At 65.2% G+C, this 15,520-nt stretch carries 12 protein-coding genes; 3 read left to right on the top strand and 9 right to left on the bottom strand.

The annotated features are described in order from the left end of the window. Positions 1 to 203 precede the first annotated feature (203 nt). Together AC5P7R_RS15910 and aptA are read right to left on the bottom strand one after the other, a co-directional pair. Positions 204 to 1,082 (bottom strand): ParB N-terminal domain-containing protein, encoded by an 879-nt coding sequence (locus AC5P7R_RS15910; protein ID WP_478436316.1) that lies wholly within the window; start codon positions 1,080 to 1,082, stop codon positions 204 to 206. A 63-nt stretch (positions 1,083 to 1,145) separates the two neighbouring features. After that, a complete protein-coding gene (gene aptA, locus AC5P7R_RS15905; protein ID WP_111097880.1) occupies positions 1,146 to 2,498 on the bottom strand; it encodes an omega-aminotransferase AptA in 1,353 nt (450 codons plus the stop codon). A 103-nt stretch (positions 2,499 to 2,601) separates the two neighbouring features. Here aptA and AC5P7R_RS15900 point away from each other — a divergent pair, with 103 nt between their 5' ends. Continuing rightward, on the top strand, positions 2,602 to 4,098 hold the full coding sequence (locus AC5P7R_RS15900; protein WP_495214034.1) for an aldehyde dehydrogenase: 1,497 nt from the start codon (positions 2,602 to 2,604) through the stop codon (positions 4,096 to 4,098). 170 nt (positions 4,099 to 4,268) lie between these two features. Here AC5P7R_RS15900 and AC5P7R_RS15895 read toward each other — a convergent pair whose 3' ends face one another. Next, a complete protein-coding gene (locus AC5P7R_RS15895) occupies positions 4,269 to 4,910 on the bottom strand; it encodes a hypothetical protein (protein ID WP_058979502.1) in 642 nt (213 codons plus the stop codon). Positions 4,911 to 5,066: 156 nt separating this feature from the next. On the opposite strand from AC5P7R_RS15895, the gene AC5P7R_RS15890 reads away from it, so the two are divergent. After that, positions 5,067 to 6,359: an MFS transporter gene (locus AC5P7R_RS15890; protein WP_478436552.1), complete on the top strand. Its 1,293-nt coding sequence runs from the start codon at positions 5,067 to 5,069 to the stop codon at positions 6,357 to 6,359. Here AC5P7R_RS15890 and AC5P7R_RS15885 read toward each other — a convergent pair. From AC5P7R_RS15885 to AC5P7R_RS15875, 3 genes are all read right to left on the bottom strand, one after another. Next, positions 6,340 to 6,801, bottom strand: a complete 462-nt coding sequence (locus AC5P7R_RS15885) for a bacteriohemerythrin (RefSeq protein WP_478436317.1) — start codon at positions 6,799 to 6,801, stop codon at positions 6,340 to 6,342. The two genes, AC5P7R_RS15890 and AC5P7R_RS15885, sit on opposite strands and share 20 nt — an antisense overlap. Positions 6,802 to 6,887: 86 nt before the next feature. Further along, on the bottom strand, positions 6,888 to 8,231 hold the full coding sequence (locus AC5P7R_RS15880) for a diguanylate cyclase (protein ID WP_233654148.1): 1,344 nt from the start codon (positions 8,229 to 8,231) through the stop codon (positions 6,888 to 6,890). Between the two features lie 101 nt (positions 8,232 to 8,332). Beyond that, positions 8,333 to 9,868: an MASE1 domain-containing protein gene (locus AC5P7R_RS15875; protein ID WP_021203552.1), complete on the bottom strand. Its 1,536-nt coding sequence runs from the start codon at positions 9,866 to 9,868 to the stop codon at positions 8,333 to 8,335. Positions 9,869 to 10,213: 345 nt separating this feature from the next. On the opposite strand from AC5P7R_RS15875, the gene AC5P7R_RS15870 reads away from it, so the two are divergent. Beyond that, on the top strand, positions 10,214 to 10,633 hold the full coding sequence (locus AC5P7R_RS15870) for a hypothetical protein (RefSeq protein WP_227853851.1): 420 nt from the start codon (positions 10,214 to 10,216) through the stop codon (positions 10,631 to 10,633). 108 nt (positions 10,634 to 10,741) lie between these two features. Here the strand turns inward: AC5P7R_RS15870 and AC5P7R_RS15865 are convergent, their stop codons facing one another. The 3 genes from AC5P7R_RS15865 to AC5P7R_RS15855 form a co-directional block, all read right to left on the bottom strand. After that, on the bottom strand, positions 10,742 to 12,331 hold the full coding sequence (locus AC5P7R_RS15865; protein ID WP_031270281.1) for an MASE1 domain-containing protein: 1,590 nt from the start codon (positions 12,329 to 12,331) through the stop codon (positions 10,742 to 10,744). Between the two features lie 191 nt (positions 12,332 to 12,522). Further along, positions 12,523 to 14,130, bottom strand: coding sequence for an MASE1 domain-containing protein (locus AC5P7R_RS15860; RefSeq protein ID WP_227853852.1), 1,608 nt, complete (start codon positions 14,128 to 14,130; stop codon positions 12,523 to 12,525). A gap of 51 nt (positions 14,131 to 14,181) precedes the next feature. Beyond that, positions 14,182 to 15,459, bottom strand: coding sequence for an NAD(P)/FAD-dependent oxidoreductase (locus tag AC5P7R_RS15855; protein WP_478436319.1), 1,278 nt, complete (start codon positions 15,457 to 15,459; stop codon positions 14,182 to 14,184). Between the last annotated feature and the right edge of the window lie 61 nt (positions 15,460 to 15,520).

Genomic DNA, 15,520 nt, shown 5'->3' with positions numbered 1-15,520 from the left:
TCGACGTTAAGGTGCGGGATGGGGATCGCTCGGCTCGTCTGTCGGCTGCTATCCGCAGATATCATGTTGACGGTCCCTCCACCCTGGCTCCTACATACCGCGTAGGAGCCGGGAGGAACATACAAGCCCATGCTCGGCTGCCTTGCGCGCGGCAAACCGCAGCCGAGCATGGGCTCGGCTCTACATGAGAGGTTCGCGTTTTTTTAAAGCGCTTCCAGCTGCTTGCGCAGCGCGGCCAGCTGCGCGCGCAGGGTGTCGTTCTCGCGGGTTAGGGCGACCACGCGACGGCGCAGGGCCGGTGCATCCTCGCCCAGCTGTTCCAGTGCGGACAGCACTTCGGCATCGCGGCTGGCGATCTCGTCCTCATCCGCCTCCTCGAAATCCATCTCGGTCGGTTCAGGCTTCGGCGCGCGCGGCTTGCGCTTGGACTCGCGCACGCGCTTGGCGGCCTGCTTCAGCTCGTCCTTGCCACCGGCGGCGGCGGCGCGCTGTTCTTCTTCAGGCAGGTCGGCCACGGCCGCGGCGGCGCTGATCGAGATCACGCCGGCCTTCACCGCCTCCACCACTTCGGGTGCAGCCTGGGCATGGATGCGCTCGATCATGCCGACCTGGCTGGTACTCAGCTTGGCTTCGCGGGCCAGCTCAGCACGGCTGAGCTTCGGGGCCGGCTCCCACGGCGGGCTGTCTTCGCCCCCTTCGTCGGTGATGTCCGCGGTGCCGTCGCTCTCGCGCTGCAGCTGCGCCTGCTCGATCTGCTTGCGGGCGGCCAGGATGTCGCGCTTGCGCAGCGCCAGCACGCCGCGCTGGAAGTCGGACACGCTGCGACGGCCCAGGTGCTGCTCGATCATCCACAGGTGCACGTCTTCCATGCTCTGGAAGCGGGTGTTCTGTACGGTGTTGAAGGGCAGGCCATGCTTCTGGCAGATGCCGAAGCGGTTGTGGCCGTCGACCAGTACGTTGCCCCACAGGACCAGCGCGTCACGACAGCCCTCGGCCAGGATGCTGCGCTCCAGCGCGTCATGTTCGTCCGCGGTCAGCGGGTCGATATAGGCCTTCAGTTCTTCTTTGACGACGATATCCATGGGCACGGCAACGAGCAGGAGCGGAACCGCCCATTGTACCCGCTCGCCGCCGCGGGCCCGGGCTCAGGCCGTGGCCCGGATCATCTCGCCCAGCGTGCCGGTGATCTGGTCGATCTGCGCCTTGTCCACGATCAGCGGCGGTGACAGCGCGATGATGTCACCGGTGCAGCGCACCAGCAGCCGGCCATCGTGGAAGCAGCGCCGGAACACCTCGTAGCCGCGGCTGCCGGGCATGTCCCGGCGTGGCGCCAACTCGACCGCCCCGACCAGCCCGAAGTTGCGGATGTCGATCACGTTGGGCAGGCCCTGCAGCGCATGCAGCCGTTCCTGCCAGTATTCGCCCAGTTCGATGGCCCGCTCGAACAGGCGCTCCTCGGCGTAGACCTCCAGAGTGGCCAGCGCGGCCGCACAGGCCAGCGGGTGACCAGAGTAGGTATAGCCGTGGAACAGCTCGATGGCCTGCGGTGGCGCCTGCATCAGCGTAGCGTGCACCGCATCGCTGGCCAGCACGCCGCCCAGCGGCACCGCGCCGTTGCTGACCGCCTTGGCGAAGGTCAGCAGGTCGGGGGTGACCCCGAAGCGCTGTGCGGCGAAGGGCATGCCGACCCTGCCGAAGCCGGTGATGACCTCATCGAACACCAGCAGGATGCCGTGGTGATCGCACAGCTCGCGCAGGCGCTGCAGGTAGCCCGGCGCCGGCAGGATGACCCCGGCGGACCCAGCGATGGGCTCGACGAAGACCGCCGCGATGGTCGAGGCGTCATGCAGCGCGATCAGCCGCTCCAGGTCGTCGGCCAGTTCAGCGCCCTGGCGCGGCAGGCCCCTGCTGAATGCATTGCGCTGCAGGTCCAGGGTGTGGCGCAGGTAGTCCACGCCGCCCAGCTGCAGGCCGAACGCCCTGCGGTTGTTGGGCAAGCCGCCTAGTGCCATGCCGCCGAAGCCGACGCCGTGGTAGGCCTTCTCGCGGCTGATGAAGCGCGTGCGCTGGCCCTCGCCGCGCTGGCGGTGGTAGGCCAGCACGATCTTCATCGCGGTATCCACCGCCTCCGAGCCGGAGCTTGTGAAGAACACATGGTTCAGGGGCGTTGGTGCCAATGCGGCCAGCCGCTGCGCCAGCGCGAATGCCGGCGGCGAGCCCATCTGGAAGGCAGGGGAGTAGTCGAGCGTGCGCGCCTGCTCGACGATGGCCTCGACGATGCGCGGCCGCGCGTGGCCGGCGTTGCAGCACCACAGGCCGGCGGTACCGTCGAGGATCTGGCGGCCGTCGACATCCTCGTAGTGCATGCCCTCGGCACGCACCAGCACACGCGGCGCCGCCTTGTACTGGCGGTTGGAGGTGAACGGCATCCAGTACGCCTCCAGTGATTCCGGGCGCTGGGTAGCAAGGTCGTGCAGGTCGCTTCCGGGACGCTTCATGCCAGCTCCGTCGGGTCCGATGGGGGAAATGTAGCGCAGCCACGTCACGGTGAAGTCGCGGTCGCGCCGGTATAACCGGGGAAACTGTTCCGTGGAGCCCGACATGGCCGACTTTCCCCACCGCAGCCACTGGCAGGCGTTGTCGCAGCAGCTTTCGATGCCCGGCCAGGCCTTCATCGATGGCCGCTACACCGACGCCGCCAGCGGCGCCCGCTTCGACTGCATCAGCCCCATCGATGGCCGTGTGCTCGTGGCGGTCGCCGACTGCGATGCACAGGACGTGGAGCGCGCAGTGCTGGCGGCGCGGCGTGCCTTCGATGCGGGCCACTGGTCGCAGGCCAGCCCGGCGCATCGCAAGCGCGTGTTGCTGGCGCTGGCCGCGCTGGTGGAGAAGCACGCCGATGAGCTGGCGCTGCTGGAAACCCTGGATATGGGCAAGCCGGTGCGCGACGCACGCCGTATCGACCTGCCCGGCGTGGTGCGCTGCCTGGCCTGGACCGCCGAAGCGGTGGACAAGCTGTACGGGGAAATCGCGCCGACCGGCCCACACGAGCTGGGGCTGGTCACGCGCGAGCCTGCCGGCGTGGTGGCGGCGGTCGTGCCATGGAATTTCCCGTTGCTGATGGCCTGCTGGAAGATCGCGCCGGCACTGGCGATGGGCAATTCGGTGGTCCTCAAGCCGTCCGAGCGTTCGCCACTGTCGGCGTTGCGGCTGGCGGCGCTGGCGGCCGAGGCGGGCCTGCCGGACGGAGTGCTGAACGTGCTGCCCGGCCATGGTGCGCGCGTGGGGGAGCCCTTGGCGCTGCACATGGATGTGGACGTGCTGGCCTTCACCGGTTCCACCGCCACCGGTGCGAAGCTGCTGGAGTATGCAGGACGGTCCAACCTCAAGCGGGTCTGGCTGGAATGCGGTGGCAAGAGCCCCCACCTGGTGTTCGCCGACGCGCCGGACCTGGACGCAGCGGCCAAGGCCGTGGCGCAGGGCATCTTCTTCAACCAGGGCGAAGTCTGCACCGCCGGCTCGCGGCTGCTGGTGCAGCGCTCGATCCGTGAGGACTTCGTGCACCAGGTGATTGCCTATGGCCAGCACATGCAGCCCCGCCATCCACTGGAGGCCGATGCACCGATGGGTGCGCTGGTCGACGCCGCGCACGTGGACAAGGTGCTGGCCGATATCGCCCGTGCCGAAGGCGAGGGCGCTCGTCTGCTGATGGGGGGCCATCGGGCCGAGGTGGAGTCCGGCGGCTGCTACGTGCAGCCCACGGTGTTCGACCGGGTGCGTCCGGACCACGCGTTGGCACGCGAGGAAGTGTTCGGGCCAGTGCTGGCCGTGCTTGGTTTCGACGACGAGGCCGAAGCGGTGCGCGTGGCCAATGACAGCCGCTATGGATTGGCGGCGGGCCTGTGGACGCGTGACCTGGGCCGCGCCCATCGTGTCGCACGCCAGCTGCGCGCCGGCAGCGTCTGGGTGAACGGCTGGGACGGTGGTGACATGACCGCCCCGTTCGGTGGCTACAAGCAGTCCGGCAACGGCCGGGACAAATCGCTGCATGCGTTCGACAAGTACAGCGAGATCAAGGCCACCTGGATCCAGTTGTAACGACGCGCCCGCCGAGCGCTTTTCGTAGAGCCGAGCCCACGCTCGGCTGCTGTTTGCTCTTTGTAGAGTCGAGCCATGCTCGACTGCTCTTCGCGAAATGCAGCCGAGCATGGCTCGGCTCTACAAAATGCGAAAAGCCGTCGAGCAAGCTCGACGCCACAGTAATGCGACTACCGGCAACGCGCGCTCACCTGCAGCACCGCCGCACGCAGCATGTCGCGGTCGGCTTCTTCGACGGCGTTCTGGAAATAGTCCATGTCCTGCTTGCCCAGCTCGCACGGGTCGACGATGTAGCCCGGTGGCCACAAACCCAGCAGTTGCGCGACGCCATGCACGATCTGCTCGGGGGTCATCTGCCGACGGATCGGGAAGTAGTTGCGGCGCGCCGCGAATGCCGGGTGTATCTCGCGGCGACCAATAAGACGCGGAGCGACACCCGCAGCGCTGATGCCGTCACCACCGTCGATGCTGCCCGCAGGCAGACTCAGGATCAGTGGCGCCACCGCAGCCGCGTTTTCAGCGGCAGGCTGGGCGCTGTCTGCCTGCGCAACCGGGGCAGGGCGGGGCATCACCGATGCGGCCGGACGCGTCATCTGTGCGGAGGGCAAGGTCGGCTGCTTGGCTACCGGCGTCGGCAGTTCCGGTGGCAGCCAACGCAGCAAGATCCGTGGGCCGTCGTCGCTGCGCAGTTCGATCCGGCCGCTGTCCAGCAGCCACAGAGCAAGCCCGCCATGCACCAGCAGTACCACCAGCCACGCCGCCATCCGCGGCAGCTTCGGCGAATCGGACCACGACAGCGCGACTGCAGTCATCGGCAAAGCGTCCATGCAGGGACCGGTGGCGCAGCCTAGCGGGTGTCCCGAAAAATTCCGTTGGCATCGGTGTCGGCTGAAACCATCGCCCCGTGCGGCCATCGGCCCGTGGCAGAATCGGGCGATCCGCCGTTACCCGTGTTGCCGATGTCGACGATCACCGCTGCCGCGCCGTCCGTGAATTCCCCCCGTCGTGTCCTGCTGGCCAGCCTGATCGGCACCACCATCGAATTCTTCGATTTCTACATCTACGCCACGGCCGCCGTGCTGGTGTTCCCGCACCTGTTCTTCCCGGACAGCAGCGAGCAGGCGGCGCTGCTGCAGTCACTGGCAACGTTCGCGGTCGCGTTCATCGCGCGCCCGGTGGGCTCGGCAGTGTTCGGCCACTTCGGTGACCGTATCGGCCGCAAGGCCACGCTGGTGGCCGCGCTGCTGACCATGGGCCTGTCCACGGTGCTGATCGGCCTGTTGCCCACCCATGCACAGATTGGCCTGTGGGCCCCCGCGCTGCTGGCGCTGTGCCGCTTCGGCCAAGGCCTGGGGCTGGGCGGCGAGTGGGGTGGGGCGGTGCTGCTGGCCACCGAGAACGCTCCGCCGGGCAAGCGCGCCTGGTACGGCATGTTCCCGCAGCTGGGCGCGCCACTCGGCTTCCTGTTGTCGGCCGGCATCTTCCTGGCGTTGGGGCGTTGCCTGAGCCAGGGTGACTTCCTGCAGTGGGGCTGGCGCATTCCGTTCGTGGCCAGCGCGCTGCTGGTCGGCCTTGGCCTGTGGGTGCGCCTGAACATCCACGAGACCCCCGATTTCAGGCAGGCGCTGGAGCGCAAAGCACCGGTGCTGCTGCCGATGTGGACGGTGCTGCGTGACCATCCGGTGGCGATGCTGCTGGGCACGCTGGGGGCGTTCGCCACCTTCGTGCTGTTCTACCTGATGACCGTGTTCAGCCTCGGCCATGGCACCGCCGTGCTGGGCTACAGCCGCGAGCAGTTCCTGCTGATGCAGATGGCCGGCATGCTGTTCTTCGCGCTGGGCATCCCGCTGTCGGCACGCTATGGCGACCGCTGGGGCACCCGTCGCACCATGATCGTCGCCAGCGTGCTGATCGTCGGCTTCGGCGTGCTGTTCGCACCGCTGTTCCAGCCGCACAGCCCATGGCTGGTCACTGCGTTCCTGTGCCTGGGATTGTTCCTGATGGGGCTGACCTACGGCCCCTGTGGCACCTTCCTGGCCGAAATCTACCCGGTGGAAGTGCGCTACACAGGCGCCTCGCTGTCATTCAACCTGGCCGGCATTCTGGGTGCGGCGCCGGCGCCGTACCTGGCCACCTGGCTGGCGGAACGCTTCGGCCTGGTCGCGGTCGGCTACTACCTGTGCCTGACTGCGGTAGCTACCCTGTGCGCGCTGGTAGCACTGCACCGGCGCGCCCTGCGGCTCAACCAAAGAAGCGCTTGAGCGTGCGCCCCAGCCAGCCGCCACCCTGGTGTTCGCGGGCAAAGTGGTTCAGGTGCGCCTTGACCTGTTCGGCATAGGCCTGGTCATCGCCGCGGATGTGGTTGAACAGCCAGCGCGAGAGCATGGTGCGCAGTTCATCGCTGATGTCCTCGCCGGCCTGGAAGCGCATGCGGTATTCCGAGACGCGCTTGATGAAGACCTCGTGCACGCGCTTGTGCGCGGCACAGAACGGATAGCCCGCCTCCTCCATCAGCTCTTCTTCGAAGGCGAAGTGCGACAGGGTGTAGTCCACCACCTCGTCCATCACTTCACCCACCGCCGCACGCTGCATGCTGGCCTGTGCCACGTGCAGGTGGTTGAGCATCTCGATGATGCGGCGGTGTTGTTGGTCGATCACATCGATGCCGATGTTCAGATCGTCCTGCCAGACCAGTAGTGCCATCCCCCGGCTCCCCTTCATGCGTATGTCGGGGCCGACTGTAGAACTGCCGCGCGGGTGCGGCGTTGATCTGGATCAAGGCGGGCCGGTCAAGGCAGGGCAGGCTCGCGGGGGCGCAGCGGGCTGGCCACCGTGGTGCAGCTGACCCGGTTGCGGCCACCGGCCTTGGCCAGGTACAGCTGGCGGTCGGCCTCGGAGATCAGCCGGTGCAGCGCATCGCGCTGCGGGCGCAGGCAGCACAGGCCGATGCTCACGGTCATGCGCAGGGTAGCGCTGCCGATGTCCACTTCCAGCGCAGCGATGCGCTGGCGCAGTTCCTCGAAGTACAGCAGCGCCTCGTCCTGTTCCATGTCCGGCACCAGCAGGCAGAACTCCTCGCCACCGAAGCGTGCGATCAGGTCCTGGCTGCGTGCATGTGCGGCCACCGCGCCGGCCACCGAGCGCAGCGCATCATCGCCGGCCTCGTGGCCGTGGGTGTCGTTGATGTGCTTGAAGTGGTCGATGTCGATCATCGCCACCGCCACGCACTGGCCATGCAGCTGCAGCTGTGGCAGCTGGCGCTGGCTCTGTTCCAGGAAGAAGCGTCGGTTGGGCAGCCCGGTGAGGAAGTCGCGGGTGGCCAGATCCTGCAGAGTGCCGATCAGCTCCAGCTGGTCCACGTTCTGCGAGACGCGGCAGAAAAACTCCTCGCGCGAGAACGGCTTGCGCAGGAAGTCGTTCGCACCGTTCTTAAGGAAGCGTGGGATCAGCGAGGCATCGGTATTGCCGGAGATGCCGATCACCGCCACCTTGTCGCGCGAGCGCAGGGTGCGCAGGCGACGGGTGAACTCCACGCCCTGCATGCCGGGCATTTCCTGGTCGACCACCGCCAGGCGGATCGCCGGGTGCGCCTCGATCGCAGCCAGGCCCTCGTTGCCGTCGGCGGCTTCATGCACCTCATGGCCGTACATGCGCAGCAGGGCCGCAGCGTAGCCACGCGCAGACGGCGAATCGTCCACCACCAGCGCGGCGATGCGGCGGTTGCGTTCCAGCCGCTGCACCAGCCACACCAGGTAATCGATGCTGCCGGGGGTGTTCTTCAGCACGTAATCGATGATCTGCTGCTGCAGCACGCGCTTGCGCAGGTCCTCGTCGTACACGCCGCTGACCACCACCGTTGGCAGGTCGCGCTTCAGGAAGAACTCGACCACCGCATCGCGGTCGCCATCGGCCAGCACCAGCCCGGTCAGCACCAGGAACCAGCCACCGCCTTCGCTCAGCAGGCGATCGGCCTCGGCCAGGGTGGAGGCGATCACCACCGGCAGTTCCAGGCGCTGTTCGATGGCTTCGCGCAGCATGCCGGTGAACGCACGGGAATTTTCGACCAGCAGGATCCGCTGTGGCAGGGGATCGGCCAGGTCGCCATCGACGGCGGCCTGCGGCAGGACGGGCATGATGCGGTGGCTCACGAAGGAGGGCTCGGCACGGATAGCGGCGGTTTCGGGCGTAACTTTAGCGGTCCATGGCGGGTGTGTCTGGCGATTTGTAGCTCAGATTAAGGAACGGTCGATGATGGTCTCTGTGTGGGCTCAGATAGCGCGATCCGGAGCCGATTGTGACGGCACTGCACCGCGCCGCCGTAGGGCAGGATTCGGCCAGAGAGTCGTTCAACGGCCTGACTCATGGTGTGAGTCGACAACCCTTGTCTGCGATCGAGCAGGCCCACCACCACGACGATGCCGCGCTGACGTCCGGCAACGCCACAGCGAGCCCGGATGCAGATCTGACCGGATTCCAATTCCAGCAGAATCGATACTGCTTCGATCACGGTGCGGTAGATCGCCAGTTGAAGCTCTACGCTCAACAGGCAGGGGTTGCCGGCAAGGTCATGCACCGTGACGCGATCGCTGTTCTTCCAGACTCCACTTGCGCCACCTGCTTGCAGGGTGACGTAGAGCCCGACTTGCTCCAGTCCGGTCGGATAAACCAGGCTGGCCTGCTCCCGGAAAAGGCGTGAATGCACGGAGGAGGCATGTAGCAGGCTGCTCGCTACCGCGTGGTGGCCTTGGGATTTCAGCCAGTTGACCATCTCGCCGAGCGAGCTGTCCATGCCTTCTCCCAAGTGCTTGAGATGGATGGCCCGTTCACGCAGCTCACGTTCGCTGGTTTGGTGGGAACTGCGTGCCAGACGTAGTGTCGTTTCCTCGGCCAGGCCGCGGGATCGGGCGCGCTGATGGTGATAGCTGATGCTGGAACCGAGCGCAAGCAACGCGACACTCATCACCGCCATGTTCTGTTGGGTGGAAAACGTGCCCAGATCGAACGAGGCCGGCAGGCCGGTGCTGGGGGTGGCGAAATGAAGTGGAAGGTTCAACAGTGGAATCGCGATGGCAGCGCCACGCCATCCATGCATGAAGGTCAAGGTGATGGCGGGCAATGCCGCCAACAGCACAAGGTGCGTACGGGTCGAATGGGCATTCGTCGAAATCAGCTGCATGCATAGCCCCAAGGCCAGCATCAGGGCAATGGCCACGAGGGATGGAACGAGCAACCTCTTCTGCCATGGAGAACCGGAGCGCCGCCGGGCCCAAAGAAGGGCCAGTGGAGCCATGGTGATGATCGCGGCAAAATGACCAAATACCACTCTTTCGGCAGCATCCAGCAGCGTATCTGGGGGAGGAACTGGCCACAGCAGGCGAGAAAGACTCAGGTTGACACCGGTGACCGCAACTGCTGCCGACGTTGAGAGGGACAGCAGCCAGAATCCGGTGGCTGCCTCGGATATGGTTTTTCTCAGATGGAGGTGAACTATCAGCATCGCCATCGGCATCAGCAGCGTGGACGCCAGGATGACCCATTCCAGGCCGTACTCGTCGATCGTAGGGATGCGCAGATATGCAAAGTAGCCCCATTCTCCCAGCAATACATAAGGCCATCGACGTTGTGGAACGATCAAAAGCGCTGCCACCCGGATACCGGCAGGAAGGAAAAACTGGTCCAGGGAAAACTGTCGGGCGGATATGCAGGCAATAGCGTAGGCGGCAGCCAAGAGAAGCCCGGCCGGGTGCACCGGAATGCCGGCTAGTGCCATGTTCTTCACGGCGCTCCATCTCGGATGGGCTGGTACGCGAGCAACGCTCACATTCTCTCGGGGCGGTAACGGTCCAGCGGCGAAAGTAGCGATACTTCGCGGGGTGTGCAACGGTATTGGCAGAAACTCCGCCGTTGTTCGTATCCACGTAGGGCGAGTGATGTGAACGGCGGGGTTGTGAGTGGCGCAGGTATGCTGACAGGGAGGCGAATCCTGAGATTGTTCACGTCGCCATGGGGCACTCAGGGGATATTGCACTATCTGCCAGGGGCGCGCCTGTGTTGCCTTGATGTTGTCCACCTTTCAATCATGGAGATGCCTGTGAGATTTTCCCGGTTGTCGAAGTTGAGCGCCGCTGCTGCGCTGCTGGTCGTTCCTGCGCTGTCGTTTGCCTGCTGTCCGGGCGGAGGGCAGGGTGTGCCACTGGCAACGGCTGGGTTGGGTGAGAGCCAGCCCGCAGCGCTTGATCTGAGTTCAGATCCCGCATGGCTTGTCTACGCATTCGAGCGGGATGGGGTGTCGTACTACCAGGTCAATGATTTGACCGGCCAGGTCAATCTGATCGTTGCCAACATCGAATCGACGTTCTGGGCCTTGCCGGCCGGCAAGACCGTAGCTCGCGTGTCGCTGCCGTCCAAGCCTCTGGCGATACCGAAGAATGCTCGCCGCAGCGTTGTCTTCCGCGGGCCTGATTTTTCTCTGGTCGTCTATGGAGAGGGGCGTGGGGCAGTCTGGTCGGTCGAGCGCGGGGTCAGTAACAAATGACGGGCTGAATACAGGTGGCCTGCCTGTGGCTTGCTTCGCAGAGGGAGGAAACACCTCTACGGGGGCGAGCCACAGGCGTCGCCTGGGCTATTGATCGTCCGCCTGTGATCACTGGCGCGCGGGCGTCTCGCAAATGTCGTTTCGCTTGTATGGAAGTGTTCCGCGCTCGGACTCGCCTGCAGTGTCCAGCAACACCATGGTGATGCGGTGGCCCCGGCATTGCACGCGTCCCGAATAGGCGTGCACGCGTGCAGAGAGTCGATCAATGGCGCTTTCCATGGTTCGCGAGGCGAGTGCGCGATGTCGGTCCAGCAGCGCGACCCTCAGCACGATACCGTGCATGCCTCTATAGCGACCGCAGCGAGCGCTGATCTGGATCTGGCCGGTTTCGTCCTTCAGGAAAAGCGATACGGCTTCGGCAAAGGTGCGATACGCGGCAAGTTGCAGGCCCATGCTCAGCTGGCATGGATCCCCGCCAAGTATCGGACGGACGATCCGATGGCTGGCGTTCCAGGTTTCGCTGAGTCCACCCGCACGCAAGGCGACATAGAGGCCTGCATGCTCGAGCTCCGTGGGATAGACCATACTGGTCAGTTCACGGAATCGCCGTGAGCGTTGCGAGAAGGTGCGGAGCAGATCAGACGCAGGAACTTCATGGCCATCGGCCTTGAGTTGTTGCACAGTCTCTCCCAGAGCCTCTTCGATGTCATCTGCAATCTGGCGCAGGCCCAGCGCGCGTTCGCGCAGGTCCTGCTCGTTGGCAAGATGCGCCGAGCGCGAGAGTGCATTGACCCGTGATGCTGACATCGCTACAGGTGTGCGCTGATTGTAATGATGGGTGATGCGCGGTCCCAGCGCGATAAGCGCTGTACTGGTGATGGCAATGATCTGCTGGGTGAAGAAGGTGGTCTCGTCGAATGAGCCGGGGAGACCCGTGGTCGGCATGGTCTGGCTGAGGATGATGTTCATCAGCGGAACACCTACAGCGGCCCCCCGCCAACCGTGCATGCAAGTCAGTGCGATGACTGGCAGCACCAGCAACAACTGCAGCGTTGCTCGTGCAGAGTGATCCTCCGTGCCGACCTGGAGCAGCAGAGCGCCCAGCATACCCAGCGAAGTGAGGGCAGCGATGGTCGGTCGGCGTCGCCAGGTCGTCCAGTCGTAGCCGCTGTGTCGGCGTATCCAGAGCAGCGCCAGGGGCGCGACCGTAAGGATTGCAATGTAGTCGCTGAGCACGTAGAGCATCGCGTTCGTGTAGAACGGCATGCTCGGTGGAGCTGGCCACAGCATGTGAATCAGACCGAGCTTGAGAGAAGTGGCCACCAGCGCAGCGGATGCCGCGATCGAAAGCAACCAGCTTTCGGTGGTGGAAGCTATCAGCTTGTGGTGAAGATGAACGATCAGCGCCACCGCGGGTATGAGGCACGCAGATCCGAAAATGACCCAGGCCATTCCGTAATCTTCAATCATCGGATAGCGCATGTGGGCGAAGTAGGCATACTCGCCAAGGACCAGATACGCCCACATTCGCTTCGGGGTCAGCAAGAGCGCCGCAACACGGATTCCAGCCGGAAGGAAGAACTGATCGACGGAAAGGTGCCAGGTGGCCCAGCACGCGACAGCGTAGAGTACCGCCAGCGCAAGGCCTGCCGGGCGGATACGGAAACTCAGCTCAAAGCCATTTCTCAGCCACTTCAAACGCAAGCCTCCCCTGCTCGTCGAACACTATCGCTGTCCAGTCGATACATGACGCACTCCCTTTAGCGCGACAGTATCGATAGATTCAGATGGGTGCAATCTCACCCTTCTATCCGTGATGCGGACATACGAAAAGGAGACTTGGGGAATGTCACGGCAAGGTTGTGATATTCATCGCATTTTTCACCTGGCTACCAAGAGTGGGGGGCTGTCCCAGGCGGCTTCAGTCCGGCAGGTACACCGGTTCCCCAGACCGAGGCCTCTTCGCCCTGTGATGCATCGGCTGCTTCAATCAGCATCAGCCTGATTCTCCTACGGCCACAATGCAGCGCACCACGATAGGCGGTTATCCGAGCCGATAATTGGGACGTCGCAAGATCGAAGGTTGCCGTTGACAGCGTCTGATGCGGATCCATCGCCGCAACCACAACGACGATGCCGCGGTGACCGGCACGTTGCCCGCAGCGGGCCCGGACCATGAGCTGGCCTTTTTCGCTGCCCAGGAGGATCGAAACCGCTTCGACGATCGAGCGATAGGCTGCCAGCTGCAGACCGGGGCTGAGCTGGCAGGGATCACCCATCAACCTGGGTTGCCCGATTCGATGCGTGGCGTTCCAAGCCTCACGCACCCCACCGGCTTGCAACGCCACATACAAGCCCAGTCGTTCCAGGGCGGCGGGATAGATCATGCTGGCCTGGGCCCGGAACAGGCGTGAATGCACCTCCGAGGTATGCCGCAGGCTGTCAGCCACGGCGTGATGGCCCTGCGCATGCAGCCAGTTCACCATTTCGTTCAGCGACAGGTCCATGCCATCGCCCAACTGGCGCAGATGGGCCGCGCGCTCACGCAGGTCCATTTCGCTGGCCAGATGTGAATTCCGTGCAAGCTGCAGTGCCGCTCTGCCATCTTCCTCGCGCAACCGGTGCTGGTTCTGGAAGTGGGTGATGCGCGCGCCCAGCAACAGCAGGGCGATGCTGGCGATGGCCATGGCCTGCTGGGTAGCGAAGGTCGCCTGATCGAATGACGCCGGGTGGTCCGAAGGGGTGCTCAGGCCAAGGATCATGTTCACGGCGGCGACACCGATGGCCGCACCGCGCCATCCCAGCATGCAGGTCAGGGCGATTGCGGGAATAGGCAGGATCAACAACAACTGCAGCGAGCCTTCGGCCATGATCGAAGTGGGAACGGGCGTCGCCTGCAGGCCAATGACCAGCATGGCTCCGACTGCTCCGACCGTGGCCGCAACAGACCGGGTCGTCCATTTCTCCTCGGCGCGGCGTATCCACAGTAGTGCCAGAGGCGCCAGGATCAGGATGCCAGTGAAATCGCCCAGCGCATAGCGCAGCACGTTGGTGAGAAATGTCTCTTCATGCAACGGTTCCCAGATCAGGTACGAGATGCCCAGGTTGAGCAGGCTGACGACCGTCGCGGCGCATACCGCAATGGAGATCACGCCGAGGATCGTGGTGCGCGCCAGCAGCTTCCGGTGCAGGCGCACAATCAGCATCACGGCGGGCATCAGGAACACCGAGGCCAGGATCACCCAAGTCAGGTTGTATTTGCTGATCAGGGGGATGCGCAGATGCGCGAAGTAGGCGTATTCACCAATCAGCAGGTAGGGCCACAGTCGAGGCGGGCACAACAGCAATGCGGCCACCCGTACGCCGGCAGGCAGGAAGAACTGGTCCAATGACAACTTGCGCGCACCCCAGCAGGCGACGGCATAGACGAGTGCCAGCGCCAGCCCTTCGGGGCTGACCCGTATCCTCACCAGCAGGCCGTCTTTCCACCACTGCATCCTCGTGCTCCCCCAGCTCCTGCATCGATTATGTGGCTGGGAAGGGTCCCGCTACCACAACGCATCCCGCAGCTTGTACCACGACATCGCCGCCACCAGCAGTGGCGTGCGCAGCAGCCGGCCGCCAGGGAAGGGGGCATGCCGCAGGCGCTGGAACACGTCCAGGCGCTCACTCTGGCCTGCAATGGCGGCGGCGATCACCTCACCGGCCAGCCCGGCGGCGGCCACCCCATGGCCGGAGAACCCCTGCGCGAAGTACAGATTGCCGTCCAGCCGGCCCCAATGCGGGGCGCGGTTGCGGGTAATGTCTACATAACCGCCCCAGACCTGCTCCAGTGGCACGTCGGCCAGCTGCGGGAACACCTGGTGCATGCGCCGCTGCATCACTCCGCGCAGGCCGGGTGGGGGCAGTGCTGAATAGCTGGCACGGCCACCAAACAGCAGGCGATGGTCGTGGCTGAGACGGAAGTAATCCAGTGCCCAGGCGGTGTCGGCCACGGCCATGTTGTTGCCGATCAGGGCACGGGCGCGCTCGGCACCCAGCGGCGCGCTGGCCCCTATATAGGTGCCGACGGGCATGATCCGCCGTTCCAGCTCGGGCAGCAGGCCCTGCAACCAGGCGTTGCCGGCCACCACCAGATGCGCAGCGCGCACGCTTCCCTGCGCGGTATGCAGGGTGGGCTGCGGTCCGCGCTGCACGCGGGTCACTGCGGAGTTCTCATGGATCACCGCGCCGGCCGCACGCGCCGCATCGGCCAGTCCGCGGGCATAGGCCAGGGGCTGCAGATGCGCGCTGAGCGGATCGAACATCGCGGCGCGGTAGCGTGGGCTGTCCAGCTGTGCGCGCAGGGCATCACGGTCCCACCACTGCATGGGGTAGTCGTAGTGGCGTTGCAGATGCTCGCAGTTGGCCTGCAGGTCGCGCTCATGGCGTTCGCGGATGGCGACGCTGGCGTGGCCTTCCACCCAATGACAGTCAATGCCGTGCCGATCGATGCGTGCGCGCATCGCCTGCACCGCGTCGCGTGACCAGTCGAACAGGTGGCGCGCATCATCACGACCGAGCTGACGCTCCAGTTCGTCCACCTCGCAGCCATAGCCGACCAGCGCCTGGCCACCGTTGCGACCGGACGCGCCCCAGCCGATCCGCTGCGCGTCCAGCACCACCACGCGCTGGCCGCGCGTAGCCAGTTCCAGGGCTGCGGTCAGGCCGGTATAGCCGGCGCCCAGCACCGCGACATCGGCCTTCACATCCCCCCGCAACGAGGGCAGTGCGGGCGGTTCGGGCAGGCTGGCGGCGTACCAGCTGGGCGGGAAGGCGGCGCTCACCGCAGGCCTCGCGGGCGCAGTGCGGGAGGGGGGAGCGGGGGAGGACGATCAGCATTCACCC

It is taken from the genome of Stenotrophomonas sp. YJH_SMC_27, from assembly GCF_059369815.1.
This window is presented reverse-complemented; position numbering and strand designations above follow the sequence as displayed.

Coding starts and splice junctions, on each gene's coding strand:
- AC5P7R_RS15875 (WP_021203552.1), bottom strand. CDS start 9,868: ATGGCACTAGCCGGCATTCCGGTGCACCCGGCCGGGCTTCTCTTGGCT.
- AC5P7R_RS15880 (WP_233654148.1), bottom strand. CDS start 8,231: ATGCCCGTCCTGCCGCAGGCCGCCGTCGATGGCGACCTGGCCGATCCC.
- AC5P7R_RS15900 (WP_495214034.1), top strand. CDS start 2,602: ATGGCCGACTTTCCCCACCGCAGCCACTGGCAGGCGTTGTCGCAGCAG.
- aptA (WP_111097880.1), bottom strand. CDS start 2,498: ATGAAGCGTCCCGGAAGCGACCTGCACGACCTTGCTACCCAGCGCCCG.
- AC5P7R_RS15910 (WP_478436316.1), bottom strand. CDS start 1,082: ATGGATATCGTCGTCAAAGAAGAACTGAAGGCCTATATCGACCCGCTG.
- AC5P7R_RS15895 (WP_058979502.1), bottom strand. CDS start 4,910: ATGACTGCAGTCGCGCTGTCGTGGTCCGATTCGCCGAAGCTGCCGCGG.
- AC5P7R_RS15885 (WP_478436317.1), bottom strand. CDS start 6,801: ATGGCACTACTGGTCTGGCAGGACGATCTGAACATCGGCATCGATGTG.
- AC5P7R_RS15860 (WP_227853852.1), bottom strand. CDS start 14,130: ATGCAGTGGTGGAAAGACGGCCTGCTGGTGAGGATACGGGTCAGCCCC.